The following is a 16,307-nucleotide window of genomic DNA, read 5'->3' on the forward strand; positions in this document are numbered from 1 at the left end:
GTTCGAAGCAGGGTGAAAACCAGGAACCCTTTTTCAGCATAATATATATGGCAAAAATGGCATCGGTTTTCGCTCTGTCATGTTTGCTGGAATTGCGCTGATAAATAAAGGGTTTTTGGTGTTTTTGCAGTGCACCATCCGGTGGACTCGCGCTATGTCACTGGAGTATCATCGCGCCTGACGTTATGGGATAGTCATGCCCATTTTGAATGCTATCCGGAGGTGTATCTTGCGCACGATGCAAACTCGCTCGGCGATTGCCCTGATTCTTGCAGTTGGTAGTGCCACGCATGTGGTGGCAGCTGATGGTTCCGATGCGTCTGTCCGGGCACTGCCCGCTGACGATTCCGTGATTCTTCTGGCACAAGCCGGGGGAGAGGCGGTCGAGAGCGTTCCCTCGCTCAGCGCCTCCGGATCCGCTGCACAGATTTTCGGCGGCGACGCATCGACTGGTCCGGTACAGCGCTCGGCCACCGCAGGCTATGAATTGACAGGTGCAGGCATTGGTAGCGCCAGCATCCCCGAGCAAGGGGTGATCCTGACGAGTACCGGCAGGGGGCGTGCCATTCGCTTCCAGAACGGAATATTCGTTTATCCGGCCGTTACTGCCGGTATCGGCCATAACGACAATGTCGGCGGTACCTCAACCAACGAAAAATCATCCAACCTGTTTGTCTTGCGCCCGGAGGCCGTTGCCGAACTCAAGCGTCGGGGGGATCGTTACACCTTGAGTTATGCGGGCAATTACGGGCAGTATCAAAGCTCGTCCGAAGACGATTTCACGCATCACGATCTCTGGCTGGCTGGCGATAATTATTTCACCACCCGCGCCCGCATGGGCTGGGGGGTTGGTTATCAACGGCGCTCGGATGCCCGTGGTTCAACCGATCGAGCGGGCGCCAGTGATTCGCCGGACCGCTGGCGTGCACCGGTTGCCCGTGTCATCGGCATTTACGGTGCGCCGAAGGCGCCCGGTCGCCTCGAACTCGAGGCTTCCTGGATGCAGAAGCGCTATACGAACAACAGGCTCAGTACGCGGGGCTCGGATGTCGACATGACGATGGTCGCGGGGCGCTTCTTCTTCCGTGTCATGCCCAAGACCTCCCTGATATTTGAAATGCGTGATACCTGGAGTGACTACACCCTGAACACATCGCCGCATGACAACCGCTATCGCAAGTTGCTGGCAGGTGTGACCTGGGACATGACCGCCAAGACGACAGGCATCGTCAAATTGGGTCGCGGCTACAAGGATTTTGACCGTAGGGATCGCCGCGATCCGTCGGCTGGTACATGGGAAGCAACGCTGGTCTGGTCACCGCTGACCTATTCCGTCGTCAAGTTGCAAACCGAACAGAATATTTCGGACTCCACCGGCGCCGGCAACTTTACCGATAACCGTGGGTATTCGTTGAACTGGGATCACAAGTGGGGGTCGTTCATGACCTCCAACGTCAATGCCGGCATGGTACGTGCAGACTATGACGGCATCAGCCGTGAGGACAATACCAGGAATTTCGGGGTCGGCGTTTATCGCGAGGTTGGGAACAATTTCCGGGTCGGTGTGAGCTGGAGTCATACAAAGCGTGACTCCAGCATCAATACTCTGGATTTCAGACGCAATGTCACGATGCTGACGCTTGAAACGGTTCTTTGACAGTGAGGAAAATTGTGTCGGTGTTGTTCATTCGTTGCTTGTTGGCGTTGGTCATGTTGTCAAACATGGCGTGGGCACAGACCGAGTCGGTACCCGCGCTTGTTTCTGGGGAGCCGGCGGTAATCCTGCCGTCAGGTTTATCGATCTATCGTCTTTATGCCGGCGATGTGCTGAACATCCGGGTTCTCGGCGAAGAAGAACTCAGCAAGGAAAAAGTACGCCTGACCGACGCCGGGACCCTGTCGCTGCCTGCCCTGGGTGAGGTCCGTGCCCTCGGATTGACTACTGGCGAACTTGAGCGTGCGGTGGAAGACGGTCTGCGCGGCCGTTATCTGGTCAACCCGAAAGTGTCGGTGTCGATCGAGGAATATCGTCCGTTTTATATCAACGGTATGGTCGAAAAGCCTGGTGGCTATCCATATCAGCCAGGACTCACCGTGCGCAAGGCCGCATCGCTGGCTGGAGGCTTCCGGGAGCGCGCATCGCTGTCAAAGATATACATCATTCGTGAGAGTGACCCTGCACAACGTTCACAACGGGTAGACCTCAATACGTTTGTTTTGCCTGGCGACATTCTTACCGTCGACGAGAGCTTCTTCTGATTCCGGGGGTTCCCGGCTTTCGTAATCATTCCACTGAAAATATAAGGTAGTGACGCAAGTGAGCGCCATGACTCAGCAATCCTCTTCGGAATCCGAAAACCACAAGTCGCTTTTTCTTCATGATCCGGATGATCTTGAAGAAAAGCTGGAGTTGCTTGAATACTGGCGAAGTATCGTCAAGCGCAAGAAGCAGATTATCGGGTTTGGCCTGGTGGTTGCTTTGCTGGCAGCAGTGATCGTTTTTGTCATGACACCGGTTTATCGGTCTACGGCGACCGTATTGATCGAATCGAACAAGGCAAACCTGCTTTCAATCGAGGATGTCTATTCCGGGATTTCACAGAATCGCGAACACTTTCAGACCCAGGTCGAGATCATCAAGTCGCGTGAAGTGGCGATCAAGACCATCGGGAAGCTCAAGTTATGGGAACACGAAGAATTTGACCCGAGAGCGAAGGGAGATTCCTGGCGCGCATCGATAGGATTCAGTGACGAGCCGAAGGAGTGGACCGAGAAGCTCCTGGCTGAAGCAGTCTACGACAATTTTTCCAGACGGCTTTCGGTTGAACCCATCCGTCTGAGTCAGTTGGCCAGGGTCAGTTTTGAATCGAGCGATGCGGAGTTGGCTGCGCGTGCGGCGAATGCTGCGGCCGAGGTATATATCGAAAATGATCTTGAGGCTCGTTTCAGGCTGACTCGTCAGGCTACCAGTTGGTTGCAGGATCAATTGACTGATTTGCGCAAGAAACTGAACGAGTCCGAAAAAACCTTGCAGGAATTTCGCGAGCGCGAAGGTATCGTCGATCTGAAGAGCGTCACGCAGAGTGGTGCTGGTCGCCAGATCGAAGAGGTCATGGGGCGTCTGGTTGAAGCACGAATGAAACGTGCGGAGGCAGAAAACTCCTACAAACAGATCAAATCGGCCCCGAAGGGTGCTGATCTCACTTCCCTGCCAGCGGTGCTGCGTAATCCGATTGTTGCTGATGCCAAGCGGGCAGAGGGGATAGCTGAACGCAAGCTTTCCGAAGTCAGCCAGCGTTATGGCAAAGAGCATCCTCGCTACGTTCAGGCCGAGGGTGAGCTGGAGTCAGCCAGGGATAATCTGCGCCGTCAGGTCGACTCGGTCATTGCCAGCGTGATTCGCGAGTATGAAGTGGCACGGGGAACGGAAAGTACGCTAGAAGGCGTGTTGAATTCAGCCAAGGGGTCTGTTCAGACACTTAACCGCAAGGAAGGGGAACTCAGCATTTATGAACGTGAAGTCGAGGCCAGTCGCCAGATGTACGACATGTTCATAAAACGCACAAAGGAAACCAACGTGGCCGGCGATTTGCAAACCGCCATTGCCCGGGTGGTTGATCCGGCCGTGGTGCAGGCGGCGCCGGTCAAGCCAAAGAAGGCACAGATCGTCGTGATTGCCTTTGTTCTTGGCATCTTTCTCGGCATGCTGGCAGCACTGTTGCGCGATCGTCTGGACAATACCCTGAAAACCACCGAAGACGTCGAGTTGCGCCTCAAGCAGCCGATTCTGACAACTTTGCCGCTACTTAGCAGGGAAGAGGTTGGGCGTACGCAAACCGCACGGATTTTCCTGGATCAGCCGAAATCAGTCTATGCAGAAGCGATCCGGACAGCGAGAACCGGCGTCCTGCTATCCGGCATTGACTTGCCACGTCGGACCCTGCTGGTTACCTCGAGTGTCCCTGGTGAAGGCAAGACGACTTTTTCGATCAATCTGGCGATTGCACATGCACATACCAAAAAAACGTTGCTGATTGATGCCGATATGCGCCGCCCGGCGATTTCCAAGGGGCTGGAGATGCAACCGGGGGCCAAGGGGCTTTCCAATTTTGTTTCTGGTTCGGCAACCCTGCAGGAATGCATGATACCTGTGGAAGGTTCGACGCTGATGCTGATGCCGGCTGGTAGCGTCCCCCCGAATCCACTGGAGCTTTTGCTGTCCCAGCGCTTCAAGGACACCCTGGAACATCTTGGCAAGCATTTCGAGGTGATCATCATCGATTCACCACCGGTTGAACTGGTTTCCGACGCATTGGTCATTGCTGCAGTAGCGGATGGAACCATTTATGTCACCAAGGCGGAATCGACTCCCTATCAAATAGCCCGCAAGGGGATACAACGCATTCGCCGTACCGGTGGTCAGATCCTGGGGGTTGTTCTCAGCCAGTTTGACGTGGCCAAGGCGGAAAAGTATTACGGTGATTATTCGGGTTATGGCAAGTACGGTTACGGACAGGCTGGCTATGAAGGTGGCTATGGTCCCGCGTATGGCGAAGAAAGCAGTAAAACCTGAACTCTCCTGAGCAACGGGCAACAAGCAGGATGATCGATCTGCATTCCCATTTTCTGCATGGTGTCGACGATGGCGCACAAACGCTGGACGAGGCGCTGGCACTTGCGCGTGCAGCTGTTGAAGACGGTATCCGGGTGTCTGTCCTGACGCCGCATATTCATCCCGGGCGTTACGAAAATCATCACGCTGGCTTGTTGCCTCGTTTCGAGATTTTCCGGCAAGCGCTTGCCCAGGCAGGGCTGCCCCTGGAAATCAGGCTGGCTGGCGAAGTTCGTATCGGTATTGAATCACTGGAATTGTTGCTGGCAGGCGAGGTGCCGTTTCTCGGTACCGTCGATGGCTATCGCATCATGCTGCTTGAATTTCCACACCAGACACTGCCTGTTGGCAGTCAGCAGTTTGTCGACAAGCTGCTCCAGATGAAGATTCGTCCTTTGATCGCTCATCCTGAGCGCAACAAGGCAATCATGATGCATCCAGAGCGCTTGGTGCCGTTTCTGGAATCTGGTTGCTGGTTGCAGTTGACCGCAGGATCGATCACCGGTCGTTTTGGTGCAGCTTCCAGTCGGGTGGCAAATCTGATTCTGCGGAACAACTGGGCTCATGTCATTGCGACAGACGCACACAACCTGCAGCATCGTCCTCCCTTGTTGCAGGAGGGATTCAAGGCCGCAGCCGCTCTGGTTGGAGAGGGGATGGCCTGGAAAATGGTCAGTGAACGGCCTGCAGAAATACTCGGTTTGAATAATGCTTGAGCGGATAAAGAGGAATTACCTGCTTGACCTGGCGGTTGTTGTGCTGCTCATGGGCATGATGACATCGATATATATTGCGACGGGGTACGCTATAGGAGATATTCTGACGCTGCAGGCGCGTTCGCAGATAAACGCCTGGCAGCGCCAAACAGCCAGTTTTCCGAGAGTCGGTGAGATCGGCAAAGCTTTGAACAGCCTGAATTCTGGCGCGCGCTGGCTTCCCGGGGACCCCGTTTTGATTGAAGGGATAGGCTACCTCTACGGTCTGCGAGCGAACATTGCGCGCAACCTGCCGGAGCTTGAGCATGCCATGCTTGATGAAGTGCTTGTCGCCTATCGAAGTGCAGTCGCGAGACGTCCAATGTCAGCGTATGCTTGGGCTAACATCGCGCTTGTCTTGCATAGGAAAAATGCCGATTTGCCGGAAATCTGGATTGCCGTTGACCGGGCGCTTCTATACGGTCAACGCGAGGCAGGTGTCCAGATACGTCTGGCCGAGGTTGTTTTCCGACGCTGGGAAGAGGCGGGAGACTCCAGGCGGGCAGCGTTCCGTGAAATTCTGTCCACGAGTCGTGGTCGCGTTGCCGGGGATCTGAGGAAAATCGTCGAGGCCGCTGGCCAACCGGAAGAGTTGGCTTACCTGCCTGGCTGAATTTTTCCTACATTCGTTGCTCTTTGGCCAGTTTTTCCAGCAATTCACGCCAAAGGCGGACATTGGATGCACCTCCCTTACGTGAAGCGCCCGTTGGCAGCCAGAGATCGTCGTCATTGAAACTGTAAACCGGTTCTAGGTCTGGGCGTTGCGATGCTGGTCGTAACTCGGGAATCAGATTGTCCATGATCAAGGGCTCGGCATCCGGTGTCGGATAGTACGCCAATACCATATGCGACTCGTTGAGTTCCTTCGCGCGTACATAAGTAATTCGCAACCGTTCGATCGGGATGCCAAGTTCCTTCAGCGAAAGGTATTTGGCAATCGAGTAATCCTCACAGTCACCGCCGTATGAAGAAAGCATTTCAACAGGTGTGGCCCAGTAATCTTCCTGGCGCCAGTGTCTGCTGTCGCTGTAGTACGGGATCTGATTGAAAAAACTGTTGATCTTGCGGAGGGTCAATGATTCGGCTTTGCTCTCGCGCTGTATTGCGCCATTTGCTTCAGCATTGCGCATGTCGTTGACCAGCTTTTGCCAGATCATCAGTCGCTTTGGCGCGTCCGGGGAGAAGGTCCGCGAGACGTATTTGAGGAGGTTTTCCGAGAATGCCACAAGGCTCGCCGTCACCGGTGCGGCGATGACGAGCAGGAGAATTGCAGAGGCGATGTATTTGCGCCGGGCGCTCGGAAACTGCATTTACGCACATGTACTTTGAATTTTTGCATTGTACAGGCAGAGCAAGGAAAAAGTGCCCTATGACCTTGGTTGTATTTGTTTATCCAGGATTCAAGGGTAAAGTCGAAAGGTTATTCAACATGCCATCGGTATCGGTCTGCTCTTGATAAAAATTCATCGCCCATTGCTCGTCTGTTTCCTGCCACTTCTCCTTTGTGGTTGTGCGTCCGTATTCGATGCTCCCTACGAAGAGGTTGAGGAAACACCTGTGGCGCAGAACATTCCCGAACTCGAGATCGAGCCGGATGGTTTGCTCGCCACCGAGGGGGTGCAGGTGACGCAGTATGCCGATATATGGGCTCGTATCCGCGCCGGTCTGGGTGTCGGCGAAATGGATGCCGATCCCGCCGTGGAACGCATTGCAAAGCGTTTTGCATCCTCGGGACTGGTTGAGCGTATCGCAGAACGTTCAGGTGGTTTCCTTTATTACGTCGTTGATTCGGTCGAACAACGGGCCTTGCCAATGGAACTGGTGCTGGTTCCATTCGTGGAATCTGGCTATTCTTTGCAGGCTGCTTCACACGCTGAGGCCCATGGTGCCTGGCAGTTCATCGAAAGCACGGCCAAAAATTACGCAATCGGGATTGACAGGTTTCGCGATGATCGGCGTAACCTTGTTTCGTCGACACGGGCTGCACTGGATTATCTGGAAGCGCTGCATGCGATGTTTGAGAACTGGCCCCTGGCACTGGCCGCATATAACTGCGGTGAACGACGTGTTCAAAATGAACTTGAGCGAGCGAAGCGACGGGGGGTGAAAGAGCCGGATTTTCGTGACATCGCCAGCTTTCTTCCGCAGGAAACACGCGATTACGTTCCTCGTATCCTCGCCATCCGAAAGCTGATCGCAAATCCGGGGGGCTACAAGGTTGTGCTTCCCGCGCTGGAAAATGCACCACAGTACACAGTCGTTGAAGTCCATCGTGATATCGATGTTGCTCTGCTGGCGAAGCTGTCCGGCCTGCGTTCCGAGTCCTTGCTGAAATTGAATCCCTCGCTGAGTGCGCCAGTGATCCTCGGGCGACACAATATCCGCTTGTTGTTGCCTCACCAGGCGGCTGTGCAGCTTGCTGAGAACATGCCAAGGCATGCTGGCCCCTGGGTGACCTGGCGAATGCTCCGGATTACCCGCGCGGCAACGCCTGCGGAAATAGCGCAGCGAAACAAATTGCCCCTGAATGTCGTGCTGCAGGCCAATCCGCTACCGGAAGGACACTATTACGAAATCGGCTCCACCCTTTTGCTGCCCGCTGGACGTCATGGCGGTATTGATTCCGCTCAGGCTCAACGTGCTGTTCTGCTGACCCGGGCGTCGTCGGAGTGCATGGTCCTGCAGTCCTGCATCGGCGATGATGCGCGGGTAGTGCCACCGTCTACGATCAATGGCTTGCCGCGTCGATGAGCGCCGAATGACAGAGTCGCTGAAGCTGCTTTCGCTTGCCCGCGTCCTCGTTGTCGAAAGCGACGAGGTTCTGCTCCATACTCTGAAGAGTTTGCTCTCTCCGCACGTTCAGGAAATTATTCTGGCGAGGGACGGCGAAAGTGGGCTGGATCGGTGGTGCAGGGATGAGCCGGATATCGTACTGACGGGGTTCAGCCTTTCGGATTTCGATGGTCTGGTGATGAGCGAGAGGATTCGCGCGCTGGATCCGGACGCAGTGATCATGGTCATTTCCGACTCTGCCGAAATCGATTTTCTTCACCGGATAATTCACCTCGGGATTGACGCGCATATCGTCAAGCCGATTGATCGCATTCTGCTGATTGATTTGCTGACCCGCTGCATGCGTGATCGTCAGCGAGTTCTTGACCTGAAAATGGCCAGCATGGTGTTTGAAGTGGCCAACGAGGGTATTCTCATCACCGATGATCGGGCGCGAATTCTTGCGGTCAACCCGGCTTTTTCCCTGTTAACCGGTTATCGTCCCAATGAAGTGGTTGGGCAGCGGACGAGCGTACTGTCTTCAGGTATCCATGGCCCCGATTTTTATCGTTCCATGTGGGAAACGCTGCTGACTCATGGCCGATGGGAAGGAGAGCTTACCAATCGACGCAAGGATGGCAGCCTCTATGAACAATGGCTGTCAATAGCTGCCGTCGATGGTGACGTGGGAACGCCAAGGCGCTACGTCGGACTTGTCTCCGATATTACCGAACGCAAGCGGGAAGAAGAACGGATAAGGCGCTTGGCCCATATTGACAGTCTTACGGGACTGCCGAACAGGGTTCTTTTTCTGGACCGCCTCCAACGATCGATTGCCAGGGCGCGGCGTTATCGCCACAAGCTGGCCGTGCTTTACCTCGATCTCGATCATTTCAAACATATCAACGATACCTGGGGTCACGCGGCTGGCGACGAGGTGTTGCGGGTCTCGGCTGCGCGCATGGTTCAGGCGTTGCGTCTGAGCGATACGGTCAGTCGACGCGGTGGAGATGAGTTTGTTCTGATTGTTGAACAGAATGATTATCCGGAGGGGGTGGGTAATATTTGCCAAAAATTGCTTGCGGAAATTTCGAAAACAATAACTTTCAATTCTTTCGGCCTGCAAATTGATGCCAGTATCGGTGTGGCAATCTATCCGGATGATGCGGAGGAGCCTGATGAACTTCTCGCTGCTGCCGACGTGGCGCTATACGAAGCCAAGGCTGATGGTCGGGGGCGGTTCCGTTTCTTTTGTTCGAAATCACAGCCGGGTTTTCGGGGCAGGCTCGACATGGAGCGCGAGTTGCGGGCTGGGCTGGATAACTGGCGGTACACTCTCAGATATCTTCCCGAGGTTTCATTATTGACCGGGAAGGCAGAATATATCGAGGCTTTGCTGAGGTTTCAGCACCCCGAGTTCGGTTTGCTTGATGCCGGACGGTTTCTTGAAATTGCCGAGGAAATCGGGATCATGCCGGAACTTGGGCGCAAGGCCCTGGGACAGGCGGCAAGTGAATTGACCTCGATCAATGGTGATCTGGGGCTGGTGATTGATCTTTCTGCGCGACAGTTGTCGGCACCCGATGCTGTTTCGCATCTGCTCGACACTCTGGGGCACGCAGGAGTTCCGACCACGCGCATTACTTTCGAGTGCACCGAGGCTGCATTGACCGGCAATGAAAGGGCAATGAAGACCTTGTTGCGACTGGCGGAGTCAGGATGCAAGTTCTCTCTGGATGATTTCGGCGCCGGTTACTGCTCGTTCAGCCTTCTGAGCCAGTTGCCCATGAGTTCCATAAAGATAGACCGTTCCTTCACCGGTGAAATTGTCCACAATCCGCAAATGCGGGAACTGGTGGCTGCACTCGTCGCGTTTGCACAGCGTCTTGGTGTCCGTGCGGTTGCCGAGGGGGTGGAAACCCAGGCGCAACTCGAGATACTTCGTGACATCGGTTGTGATGCTGCGCAGGGATATCTGTTTGGTCGGCCGATCAGTTTTGATGAATGGCGCAATCGTTCAGGAATGCAGAAGGACTTGTTCGGTAGTGCTTTGTGAGGAATCCGTGCGGGGAGGGCGTCGCCGGTTGTGCGGATCATCTGGTGCAATGGTTTCGCATGATGAAATCCTTTGTATTCAAAGTGTTTTTGCTGAAAATTATGATGTTTTGTTGTTGACGATCGGGTGCTTGGGTGTTACCCTGAAGACATATTCAATTGTGTCGAGGTTCGCATGAAGACCGTTACCAGAATTGCAGCTGTGGCCGGATTCACCCTGTCCAGTTTTGCAGCTGTTGCTGCGTTCGCTCCCGGCATGTCCCTCAGCCAGATTGACAACGAGGTCATGACCAGCCTCAAGCGCAATGACACGCTTTCGAGTATTTCCGGGAATGCAAAGACTGCTGGTGTTGCATCGGGTTTGCTGGTTTCGTCCCTGATCAGCCAGGGGCAGGTGGCTTGTGATGTGGTGACGGCAACCGTGGCTGCCGGCTACGATGCAAATGACGTCATCAAGGCTGCTGCTGCAAATGGCGCCAAGGCCAGCGAAATGATTTCATGCGCAATTGCCGGTGGGGCTGATCCGACGACATTGACCGAAGCAACTGCAGCAGGTGCCGGTGATGCTGGCGGGCAGGGGATTGCCGGTGGTCCGGGAAATTTTGGCACCTCGCCTAGCCCGACCTTTTCGGGTGGCGGTGGCGGTGGCGGTACCACGCCTGGTAGCGTCAGCGGCTCCTGATTTACCTTTTTCCTGAAAATGGCAGCCGCAGGCTGCCTTTTTTTTTGAGAGTTTTTCAATGACCTTGAGAAGGCAGTTGTTCCTCGGGATTTCGGTGATTTTCCTGGGGGTTTTCATTGGCTTGGCCATTCTCGGGGTTTCAGGTACTCGCACCTACCTTGAGGAGCAACTCGGGTCGCACGCTCAGGATGCCGCGTCTTCGCTGGTGCACCCGCTTTCGCAATCGATTGGCGCTGGTGATCGGATACTTGCCGATACACAGGTGGCAACGCTCTTCGATCGGGGATATTTCCAGCGGATTGCCGTTCTTGGAACAGATGGTGCTGTTGTGCTTGGTCGTGAGTTGCCAGCCAAAATTGATGGCGTACCGTTGTGGTTTTCTTCACGCGTTACGCTGGATGCTCCACCTGGTGAGGCTTTTCTGATTGCTGGCTGGCGTCAGTTGGGCAAGGTAGTGGTGGTTTCCCAGCCGACACATGCGTATCAATACCTGTGGAAATCAGCGCTGGAGATTTCGGGCTGGATGCTTCTTGCTTATTTGCTGGCGCTGTGGATGACGCGTATGGTGCTGCACTGGATATTGAATCCGCTGTCGGAGATTGAGCGCTCGGCGATGGAAATCCAGCAAAAACATTTTGGACAGATTGCCATCAAGCCCAAGGCGCTGGAGCTTTCGCGCGTAGTCGGCGCGATGAATGAAATGTCGCGCAAGATTTCAGAGTTCCTTGATGCCGAATCCAGAAGGGCCGAGCAATTTCGTCGTGAGGCCTATCAGGATGATCTGACCGGCCTCGATAACCGGCGCAGTTTCGAATTACGCTTGACCCAGGCGTTGGACGGTGACATCCCGTTCTCGGATGCCGCGCTGATTGGTGTTGAAGTCAATAACCTCAAGAGCTTCAATACCGAAGCCAGTTATCGGCAAGGTGACCAGTTTCTGGTGTCGGTTGCGACCGCTGCCCGCAGCATTCTGGGTGACCAGGCGGCCATCCTGTGCAGGACCAGTGGCAGTTCCTTCGGCTTTGTCCTGTTTGACCGTGATCCGGCGATGCTCGCCGATCTGGGGCGCCAGTTGCGGGACAGTTTGCAGCAGGTGTTTCCTGAGCAGGAGGGGGATGCCGATTTCTCGTTCAGCATTGGCATGGTGCATTTCCGTCACGGCGAAAAGCGGGCACGCCTGATGTCCCGACTTGATCTGGCGATTGAAAGTGCCCGCCAGTCAGGGCGTAATGCCTTGCAATACGTTGTCGATGTCAATTCTTCGGAAAGCGGGCTTGGCTCGATGGCCTGGCGTGAGTTGATTCGCAATGCCCTCGCCGAGAATCGCTGGACACTGCTTGGTCAGCCGGTTGTCTCGTTGTCCAGCGGCCAGGTCATGCAGCAGGAAATCATGACGCGCCTGATTGGCAATGACGGAAATCTTGTTCCAGCGTCCGTTTTTCTACCAATGGCAATGCGTCACAAGCTGATGCCGGATATCGACCAGGCACTGCTATCACTGGTTTTTCGGCGCCTGGAAGAGCGTGGGGAGGGTGAAGTCGTCAATCTGGCGGTCAATCTCTCGAATCAGAGCCTGGAGAATCGTGAATTTCTGGCCTGGCTGTCAGGTCGTCTGTCCCGGCTGAGCCGTCGTGGTGTCCAGTTGTCTTTTGAATTGACCGAATATGGCTGCTCCCTGGATATGGAGTCGAGTCGCCAGTTTGCCGACATGTTGCGTACCAACCAGGTTCGCTTCGGTATCGATCATTTCGGTTTGACGCCGACATCCCTGCAGTTGCTGCGCGAGTTGCCGCCGGATTATGTCAAGCTTGACGCCGGTCTGGTGGCAGAGGCGCCGGAGAATGAAGCGGCGCGCGCCTTGTTGCGTTCCATTGTTTCGCTGGCCTCGACGCTTGAAGTGGAGGTCATCGCCCAGGGAGTCGAGACGCTGGCCCAGGTCGAGATGCTGCTCAGTGATTCAGTCAAGGGCGGCCAGGGCTACCATTTCGGCGCCCCGTCGGCTGATCGAATCTGACGGGGTCAGTCGAAGAGCAGCGCGGCAGCGACCTTGCGTCCTTCGGAGGCAAGGATGTTGTAGGTCCGGCAGGCGGCCTGCAGATCCATGATCTCCAGGCCGATGCCGGCCGGCGCAAACGGCCGCATCAGCGTGGCGGCTGGGAAGCGCAGGCGCTTGCCGGTACCAAGCAGGACCACTTCGACCCCCAGCGCCAGCAAGGTCTGCATGTCGGTTTCGCTCAGTGTTTCGATGTTTGCGGTCGACCAGTCGGAAACCAGCTTTTCCGGCAGCACGATGAGGTTTTTTTCGTGTTTTTCATGGTTGACCGCAACATAGTCATCGCCGTAGGCGGTGAACAGGTTGAGGCCGGCAGTGTTCGATGTATGGAGTTTCACTTTGCGGTGCACCAGACGATAAAGTAGGATTATACCTTTGGCCCAAACCCCGCCAATCTGGACATTCACATGAAGCACGTCAAGAAGTCAGCCAAGCTCGCCAACGTCTGTTACGACATCCGCGGTCCCGTACTGCAGATGGCCAAGCAGATGGAGGAAGAGGGCCACAAGATCATCAAGCTGAACATCGGCAACCTGGCCGCGTTCGGCTTCGATTCGCCCGAAGAAATCCAGCAGGACATCATCCGCAACCTGCCGAACGCGGCTGGTTACACGGATTCGAAAGGCATCTTCGCGGCGCGCAAGGCGATCATGCATTACACCCAGCAGAAGCACATCAAGGGTGTCACGCTGGAAGACATCTACGTCGGCAACGGTGTTTCCGAGTTAATCGTCATGGCGATGAACGCGCTGCTCGACGCCGGTGACGAAGTGCTCGTGCCGGCGCCGGATTATCCGCTGTGGACGGCAGCCATCAGCCTGTCTGGTGGCAAGCCGGTGCATTACCTGTGCGACGAGGCCAAGGGCTGGTTGCCGGATCTGAACGACATCCGCAGCAAGATCAACAAGAACACGCGCGCCATCGTCATCATCAATCCGAACAATCCGACCGGCGCGCTGTATCCGGATGACCTGCTGCACGAAATCATCGATATCGCGCGTCAGCATCATCTGATCATCTACGCCGACGAGGTGTACGACAAGGTGCTTTACGAAGGTGTGACGCACACGTCGATTGCCTCGCTGTCCGAAGATGTGCTGACCATCACCTTCAACGGCCTGTCGAAGAACTATCGTTCCTGCGGCTATCGCGCCGGCTGGATGGTGGTTTCCGGCGACAAGCGCCACGCCAAGGATTACATCGAAGGGCTCGACATGCTGGCGTCGATGCGCCTGTGCGCCAACGCACCGGGCCAGCACGGCATCCAGACCGCGCTCGGCGGTTACCAGAGCATCGATGACCTGGTCACCGATGGCGGCCGCCTGCGTCGTCAGCGCGACATCGCCCATGAACTGATCAATGCCATTCCCGGCGTCAGCTGCGTCAAGCCGAAAGCGGCGCTGTACATGTTCCCGCGGCTGGATCCGGAAATTTATCCGATCAAGAATGACCAGGCCTTTATCGCCGAACTGCTGCAGGAAGAAAAAGTGCTGCTGGTCCAGGGGACGGGCTTCAACTGGCCGCATCCGGATCATTTCCGGCTGGTTTTCCTGCCGCACGAGGACGACCTCAAGGAAGCCATCGGCCGCGTTGCCCGCTTCCTCGAAAACTATCGCAAACGTCACAACACCAACCATCTCATCAACAAAGACTGAACATGAAACCCATCAATGTTGGCCTCATCGGCATCGGCACCGTCGGCGGTGGCACCTGGACCGTTCTCAAGCGCAATGCGGAAGAAATCACCCGTCGCGCCGGTCGTCCGATCTGCATCACGGCTGTCGCTGACAAGAATGTGGAACTGGCACGCCAGATCACCGGTGGTGCAGCCCGCGTCACCGATGACGCCTTCGCGCTGGTCAATGATCCGGAAATCGACATCATCGTCGAGCTGATCGGCGGCTATGGTGTGGCCAAGGAACTGGTGATGCAGGCCATCGCCAGCGGCAAGCACGTGGTCACTGCCAACAAGGCGCTGCTCGCCGTGCACGGCACCGAAATCTTCACCGCCGCGCAGCAGCAGGGCGTCATGGTTGCCTTCGAAGCCGCCGTCGCCGGTGGCATCCCGATCATCAAGGCGCTGCGCGAAGGCCTGACCGCCAACCGCATCGAGTGGGCCGCCGGCATCATCAACGGCACGACCAACTTCATCCTGTCCGAAATGCGCGACAAGGGCCTGCCGTTCGCCGACGTCCTGGCTGAAGCGCAACGCCTGGGCTACGCCGAAGCTGATCCGACCTTCGACATCGAAGGCGTCGATGCGGCGCACAAGGCAACGCTGATCGCCTCTATCGCCTACGGCATCCCGGTGCAGTTCGACAAGGCCTACGTCGAAGGCATTACCCAGCTCGAAGCCTCCGACATCAAGTACGCCGAACAACTCGGCTACCGCATCAAGCTGCTCGGCATTGCCAAGCGCCGCGACAACGGTGTCGAACTGCGCGTCCATCCGACGCTGATCCCGGCCAAGCGTCTGCTGGCCAACGTCGAAGGCGCGATGAACGCTGTCATGGTCAAGGGCGATGCAGTCGGCATCACGCTGTACTACGGCAAGGGTGCCGGTGCCGAACCGACAGCTTCCGCAGTGATCGCCGACCTCGTCGACGTCACCCGCCTGGCCACCGCCGATGCCGCGCACCGCGTGCCGCACCTGGCGTTCCAGCCGGATGCCATGTCCAACCTGCCGATCCTGCCGATGAGCGAGATCGAGACCGGTAACTACCTGCGCCTGCGCGTCGAGGACAAGGCCGGCGTGCTCGCCGACATCACCCGTATCCTGGCCGACCAGGGCATTTCCATCGATGCCATGCTGCAGCGCGAGCCGGAAGAGGGCGAGGGCGAGACCGACATCATCATCCTGACGCATGTCTGCAAGGAAAGCGCCGCCCTGGCCGCGGTTGCCAGCATCGAAGCGCTGGCCGCGCAAAAGGGCAAGGTCAAGCGCATTCGTCTGGAAGAGTTGCAGTAAATCTGACGGTCTGCGCATGGAGAAGGGGGCTGCGGCCCCCTTTGTCGTTCAGGGCGATGCAGATCAAGGAAACGCACGGCCAGGCTCGGCAGAATCAGGGCTCTTGCTGCTCGCGGCAGCTTTTTACAAGGAAATCCCCATGAATCATGCCATCCATGCCTGTGACCGTCCCACCGCCGAGGCCCTGTACCCCTTCGATGCCCGCGGTGTTGCCAAGCGTTTTCGCCATGCCGCCATTTTTGGTGCCCTGGAGTCGCTGATGCCGGGCGAAACGATGCGCTTCTGCAACGATCACGATCCGCTGCCACTGCTTGGCCAGATGCAGCAACGCTACGGCGACAAGGTGGATATCCAGTACGTCCAGCGCGAACCGGGCGCCATCGTTATCGACTTCACGGTCGTCGGTTGAG

Annotated in this window: 14 protein-coding genes; 12 read left to right on the forward strand and 2 right to left on the reverse strand. The window is 56.2% G+C overall.

Going from position 1 to position 16,307, the window contains the following annotated elements:
* Positions 1 to 238: 238 nt before the first annotated feature.
* The 5 genes from BJN45_RS06770 (at position 239) to BJN45_RS06790 (ending at position 5,980) form a co-directional block, all read left to right on the forward strand.
* The gene (locus BJN45_RS06770) at positions 239 to 1,657 is read left to right on the forward strand and encodes an outer membrane beta-barrel protein (protein ID WP_240494526.1); all 1,419 of its coding nucleotides are present in this window, start codon (positions 239 to 241) and stop codon (positions 1,655 to 1,657) included.
* 53 nt (positions 1,658 to 1,710) lie between these two features.
* Positions 1,711 to 2,259: a polysaccharide biosynthesis/export family protein gene (locus BJN45_RS06775; RefSeq protein ID WP_205750553.1), complete on the forward strand. Its 549-nt coding sequence runs from the start codon at positions 1,711 to 1,713 to the stop codon at positions 2,257 to 2,259.
* Between the two features lie 67 nt (positions 2,260 to 2,326).
* Positions 2,327 to 4,573 carry a GumC family protein gene (locus BJN45_RS06780; protein ID WP_076094174.1) on the forward strand — a complete coding sequence of 749 codons (2,247 nt, stop codon included), beginning with the start codon at positions 2,327 to 2,329 and terminating at the stop codon, positions 4,571 to 4,573.
* 29 nt (positions 4,574 to 4,602) lie between these two features.
* Positions 4,603 to 5,328: a tyrosine-protein phosphatase gene (locus tag BJN45_RS06785; RefSeq protein WP_076093339.1), complete on the forward strand. Its 726-nt coding sequence runs from the start codon at positions 4,603 to 4,605 to the stop codon at positions 5,326 to 5,328.
* Complete coding sequence (locus BJN45_RS06790; protein WP_076093341.1) at positions 5,321 to 5,980, forward strand: hypothetical protein; 660 nt, start codon at positions 5,321 to 5,323, stop codon at positions 5,978 to 5,980. Before BJN45_RS06785 ends, BJN45_RS06790 begins: the two co-directional genes overlap by 8 nt.
* Positions 5,981 to 5,987: 7 nt before the next feature.
* On the opposite strand, the gene BJN45_RS06795 is transcribed toward BJN45_RS06790, so the two are convergent.
* Positions 5,988 to 6,677 carry a transglutaminase-like cysteine peptidase gene (locus BJN45_RS06795; protein WP_076093343.1) on the reverse strand — a complete coding sequence of 230 codons (690 nt, stop codon included), beginning with the start codon at positions 6,675 to 6,677 and terminating at the stop codon, positions 5,988 to 5,990.
* A gap of 247 nt (positions 6,678 to 6,924) precedes the next feature.
* Here BJN45_RS06795 and BJN45_RS06800 point away from each other — a divergent pair, with 247 nt between their 5' ends.
* The 4 genes from BJN45_RS06800 to BJN45_RS06815 all read left to right on the forward strand — a co-directional run bounded on the left by BJN45_RS06800 (position 6,925) and on the right by BJN45_RS06815 (position 12,890).
* Positions 6,925 to 8,118 (forward strand): transglycosylase SLT domain-containing protein, encoded by a 1,194-nt coding sequence (locus BJN45_RS06800; RefSeq protein WP_076093345.1) that lies wholly within the window; start codon positions 6,925 to 6,927, stop codon positions 8,116 to 8,118.
* Between the two features lie 7 nt (positions 8,119 to 8,125).
* Positions 8,126 to 10,195, forward strand: coding sequence for an EAL domain-containing response regulator (locus BJN45_RS06805; protein ID WP_076093347.1), 2,070 nt, complete (start codon positions 8,126 to 8,128; stop codon positions 10,193 to 10,195).
* Positions 10,196 to 10,369: 174 nt separating this feature from the next.
* Complete coding sequence (locus BJN45_RS06810) at positions 10,370 to 10,876, forward strand: hypothetical protein (protein ID WP_076093349.1); 507 nt, start codon at positions 10,370 to 10,372, stop codon at positions 10,874 to 10,876.
* 58 nt (positions 10,877 to 10,934) lie between these two features.
* A complete protein-coding gene (locus BJN45_RS06815; protein ID WP_083650967.1) occupies positions 10,935 to 12,890 on the forward strand; it encodes a bifunctional diguanylate cyclase/phosphodiesterase in 1,956 nt (651 codons plus the stop codon).
* 5 nt (positions 12,891 to 12,895) lie between these two features.
* On the opposite strand, the gene BJN45_RS06820 is transcribed toward BJN45_RS06815, so the two are convergent.
* Entirely contained in the window at positions 12,896 to 13,267 is a 372-nt protein-coding gene (locus BJN45_RS06820; protein WP_076094177.1) for an Mth938-like domain-containing protein, read from the reverse strand.
* A 69-nt stretch (positions 13,268 to 13,336) separates the two neighbouring features.
* Here BJN45_RS06820 and BJN45_RS06825 point away from each other — a divergent pair, with 69 nt between their 5' ends.
* The 3 genes from BJN45_RS06825 to BJN45_RS06835 all read left to right on the forward strand — a co-directional run bounded on the left by BJN45_RS06825 (position 13,337) and on the right by BJN45_RS06835 (position 16,306).
* Positions 13,337 to 14,584, forward strand: coding sequence for a pyridoxal phosphate-dependent aminotransferase (locus tag BJN45_RS06825; RefSeq protein ID WP_076093354.1), 1,248 nt, complete (start codon positions 13,337 to 13,339; stop codon positions 14,582 to 14,584).
* Between the two features lie 2 nt (positions 14,585 to 14,586).
* Positions 14,587 to 15,897 carry a homoserine dehydrogenase gene (locus BJN45_RS06830; RefSeq protein WP_076093357.1) on the forward strand — a complete coding sequence of 437 codons (1,311 nt, stop codon included), beginning with the start codon at positions 14,587 to 14,589 and terminating at the stop codon, positions 15,895 to 15,897.
* A gap of 139 nt (positions 15,898 to 16,036) precedes the next feature.
* Positions 16,037 to 16,306 carry a DUF2249 domain-containing protein gene (locus BJN45_RS06835; RefSeq protein WP_076094179.1) on the forward strand — a complete coding sequence of 90 codons (270 nt, stop codon included), beginning with the start codon at positions 16,037 to 16,039 and terminating at the stop codon, positions 16,304 to 16,306.
* Position 16,307: the final 1 nt, after the last annotated feature.

Source organism: Azonexus hydrophilus (assembly GCF_001956855.1).
In the GTDB taxonomy this organism is placed as follows: Bacteria; Pseudomonadota; Gammaproteobacteria; order Burkholderiales; family Rhodocyclaceae; genus Azonexus; species Azonexus hydrophilus_A.